This is a genomic window from Anabaena catenula FACHB-362, assembly GCF_014698735.1.
Classification (GTDB): domain Bacteria; phylum Cyanobacteriota; class Cyanobacteriia; order Cyanobacteriales; family Nostocaceae; genus Anabaena; species Anabaena variabilis_A.
The window spans coordinates 1-4,040 of the sequence record NZ_JACJTQ010000100.1 but is presented as its reverse complement, the minus strand read 5'-3'; the positions used below and the strand labels follow the sequence as shown (position 1 = coordinate 4,040).

Here is a 4,040-nt window from a genome sequence, read left to right as displayed (position 1 = left end):
GTGAGGATTGCTCTGAATATATTCAAATATACTGCCCATAACGTCTTACCAAAAAATACACTTTTATATTCTTATACCATAATTTAATTCTTTTTCGGAGATGTCTATTACCAAAACAGTAGTGATAGCAATGGCATTGAGAAAGCGATTCATTGATATTCCTCCATTATTTCATTACTGAGAATATTTACAAATTGAGAGAATTTATAAATTATCCACTCAACCTAAAATTAGTTTAAATTCTCTAGTTAGGTGGAGAGTCAATAGGAAATAGAAGAAATTATTAGTTATTTTTTTGATTTCATCAGTGCAAAAAGCACATCTATTTTTTCAATAAACGTGCGTCTAAGTTTTATTTTTTAAATTAAGTCTAAAATTCTGTATGCTAGGTGAAAAGCAATTATTGACCCGCTTCACTGAAATATGTTCAGACAGAATCCTATCTTTACCTTAATAGATACCTCCGAAAAATGTGCTAAAGACGTTCCGCCGGAACGTCTCTACAAAGGTTTTGGAACACACATATTGAATTTACGGAGATGTCTAATGACTATTCAACTTAGATACAGCAAGCCTTTGAGACAATATTGCAGATTTTCACTTGTAACCTGCTAGTCAGCATTTAACACCTTACGAAACACAATCTTATCAGCGCCCGCTGTGTAGAAGTCCCGAATGCAAGCCTCTTCCTCGTAACCGCACTTCGCGTACAACTTCCTCGTGCGCTCTAAGCTTGCTAACGTTTCCACCAGTAGCATTCTTCCACCACGCGCCTTCAAAGTTTCTTCTATGTAGCATAACAATTTCCCACCGCGTCCTTGTCCTTGGTGATCGGGGCGAATAGCGATCAATTGTAGATTCCACGTCTGATCGGTCATCCGTTCAGGCTCACAATAGGCGACTCCAACTGGCCCGTCTTTGTCATCTTCGTCAGTGATCCAGAAGGGGTTGCTGTCGCTCTTACCACCAAAGTAGTCAGCCAGGATTTTGCTGAGATACTCAAGCTCGTTAGACTGAAAACCGATTGTGTTGGCTACAGCAATTATTTCCGCTGCATCTTCGGGTTTGGTAGGTCGGATCATGGAGAATTCAATTATATGCTTGAAGCATATAATAAACAACAAATTTGCTTGATGTCAATATGCGTGACGCATATAATTTAGGTATGGAAAACACTAACCTTGCGAATGTAGTGGGGGCTTTAGCCCTTGCCTTGACAGATTTGATCGCTCAGTCGGCGGATCAAATGATCGATGATGCAGGACCAGCTACCGAGGCTCTTTGCTTGGTAAGACACGCACCTGGGATACCAATTGAACAATTGCGCCGCGCCCTGGGAATGTCGCATCCAGGTGCAGTAAGGCTTGTAGAACGACTGGAGAAACAAGGATTGATTCTGCGTGAACGTTGCTCTGTCGATCGCAGAGCGGTGGAGTTGAAATTGACCCAAGAAGGGGAAGCTATGGTGGGCAAGATCCATCAAGCGCGGCTCTTGGCACTTGAGGAAGCGATCGCTTCTCTATCTTCAAAAGACCGCCTACATTTGTGTCGTATCACTAACCAAATCTTGTTTTCCCTGACAAAAACGAAGGATAGTGCCTTAACTATCTGCCGCTTATGTGATGAAAGCAACTGTTTAAATTGTCCAGTGGGTAAACGTTACAGCGAATTGACTTAACACGGGTAAATGCAGAATTCCCGCTTATTTTTAGGGAAGTACGTCAACTCCTGATGGTTTTACTAACTCACCTGCTTGAAGTCGAACTTTTGGTACACCTGTAAAAAGTAAGCGAATTTGGGTAATCACGATATACAAAATAGGTACTACAAATAAACTCAAGAAAGTAGCAACAAACATTCCCCCAAAGACAGCAGTACCAAGAGATTGTCTACTAGCTGAACCTGCTCCTGTAGCCACAGCTAGAGGCCAAATTCCCAATAAAGTGGAAATTGCTGTCATGAGAATTGGTCTTAAACGTTCTCCAGAAGCTTTCACTGCTGCTTTGGTAATTGAAAAACCCTGTTCACGTAATTGGTTAGCAAATTCAACAATTAAAATTGCATTCTTACTAGCTAAACCAATTAACATCACTAACCCAACCTGACAGTAAACATCGTTATATAAACTGCGCCATGATTGAGCTAACAATGCTCCTAAAACTGCCAAGGGAACTGATAATAAAATAATCAAAGGATCAATAAAATTATTGTATTGAGCAGCTAATACTAAGAAAACAAAGAAAATTCCTAGACCAAAAATAATTGGTGCTTGTCCACCAGATTCTAATTCTTCTAAAGTAATACCTGACCATTCATAGCTGATGTTTTTCGGTAAAACAGTAGCGGCTAAATTTTTCATAGCTTCTATTGCTTGTCCAGAACTAAAACCAGGGGCGGCTGCACCATTAATTTCTATGGAACGATAGAGGTTATAATGATTAATTGTTTGTGGTCCAGTAGTTGGTTTTACTGTCACCAAACTATTAAGAGAAATCATTTCACCCCTTCCTGAACGTACATATAATTGGCTGATATCTTCTGGGTTAGAGCGAAACTGTTGATCTGCTTGGACATAGACTCGGTAGGTGCGACCAAAAGCATTAAAATCATTAACGTAGCGTGAACCAATGAAAGTTTGTAAGGTGCTAAAAATATCTCTCACGGGAACTTGTAAAACCTCGGCTTTTTCCCGATCTACTTCGATAAGTAACTGTGGTGCGTTAGCGGTGTAGGTGCTAAATACTCCTTGTAATCCTGGGGTTTGATTAGCTTTACCGATCAAATCATGGCTGATTTTAACTAAGTTATTAATATCGCTATTATTTCTGTCTCCTCTATCTTGCAACTGAAATACAAAACCACCCACACTGCCTAAACTTTGAATAGTCGGGGGGTTAACCGCAAATATAAAAGCGTCTTTAATAGTTGAAAGTTTACCTCTAGCTTGATTAACAATTGCTGATGCTGTTTGTGCTGCTGTTTTTCGCACATCCCAAGATTTGAGCGGTGCAAATATCAAGCCTCTGTTGGGAGTGTTACCACTAAAACCCACACCACCCATTGCAAAAGTACCTTGAATCTCTGGGATTTTCAAAAGTTCTTTTTCTGCTTGTTTCGCAACTTCACGGGTGTAGTTGAGTGAAGTCCCATCTGGTCCTTGCATTAAATTAATAAAATAACCTTGGTCTTCTTCTGGTAAAAATGCTGTGGGAACACGCAAATAAAGCCAACCTGTCCAAACCAAAGATGCAATAAATAGTAGTAATACAACGATTTTTAAGTGAATTAGCAACTTGAGAATTTGTTGATATGCTTTTTGAATCCAGTTCAGTAACCAATTAATTGCCCCAAATATCCAACCTGGTAAACCACGTGGTTTTTCTGTTTTCCGTAATAACATAGCTGCTAAGGCCGGAGTGAGGGTAATGGCGTTAAAAGTCGAAAGTACAATTGAGAAAGCGATGGTTAAGGCAAATTGTTTATATAGTTGTCCCGTTGTTCCGGGGAAAAATCCTACAGGAACAAATACAGCTAAAAGTACCAAAGATGTGGCAATAACCGCCCCAAATAATTCGTGCATTGATTGAGATGCAGCGCGACGCGGACTTAAACCCTTTTCTTGAATCAAACGAGTTATATCTTCAACAACAACGATGGCATCATCAACGACCATGCCACTTGCTAGGGTTAAACCAAACAAAGTCAGGCTATTGAGGGAAAAATTGAAACCTTTGACAAACGCAAACGTGCCAATTAAAGAAACCGGAATTGTAATTGCGGGAATAATGGTAGTGCGCCAGTCTTGCAAGAAAACAAAAATGACGATGACAACCAAGACAATGGCTTCTAATAAAGTTTTGACAACTTCTTTACGGGATGCTTCTACAAATAATGAGGAATCGTATGGAAATTGTGCTTTTACCTCAAAAATGGCCAAACTTTGAACCATAAGCTGACTAAAAATTAACGGAACATCAGACATTGCAGCAACAAGTTAGATAAAATTTTGTATCAATACATGGCCGCGTGTTGAAAAAGTG

The 4,040-nt window shown here is 39.7% G+C and carries 2 protein-coding genes and 1 pseudogene; 1 reads left to right on the top strand and 2 read right to left on the bottom strand.

The features are described from left to right. Positions 1–611: 611 nt before the first annotated feature. On the bottom strand, positions 612–1,082 hold the full coding sequence (locus H6G68_RS26600) for a GNAT family N-acetyltransferase (RefSeq protein WP_190909324.1): 471 nt from the start codon (positions 1,080–1,082) through the stop codon (positions 612–614). An 83-nt stretch (positions 1,083–1,165) separates the two neighbouring features. Here H6G68_RS26600 and H6G68_RS26595 point away from each other — a divergent pair, with 83 nt between their 5' ends. Beyond that, entirely contained in the window at positions 1,166–1,678 is a 513-nt protein-coding gene (locus tag H6G68_RS26595; RefSeq protein ID WP_242045416.1) for a MarR family winged helix-turn-helix transcriptional regulator, read from the top strand. Positions 1,679–1,708: 30 nt separating this feature from the next. On the opposite strand, the pseudogene H6G68_RS26590 reads toward H6G68_RS26595, so the two are convergent. Then, positions 1,709–3,913, bottom strand: a pseudogene (locus tag H6G68_RS26590) (efflux RND transporter permease subunit); the annotation flags it as partial. Positions 3,914–4,040: the final 127 nt, after the last annotated feature.

Coding starts and splice junctions, on each gene's coding strand:
- H6G68_RS26600 (WP_190909324.1), bottom strand. CDS start 1,082: ATGATCCGACCTACCAAACCCGAAGATGCAGCGGAAATAATTGCTGTA.
- H6G68_RS26595 (WP_242045416.1), top strand. CDS start 1,166: ATGGAAAACACTAACCTTGCGAATGTAGTGGGGGCTTTAGCCCTTGCC.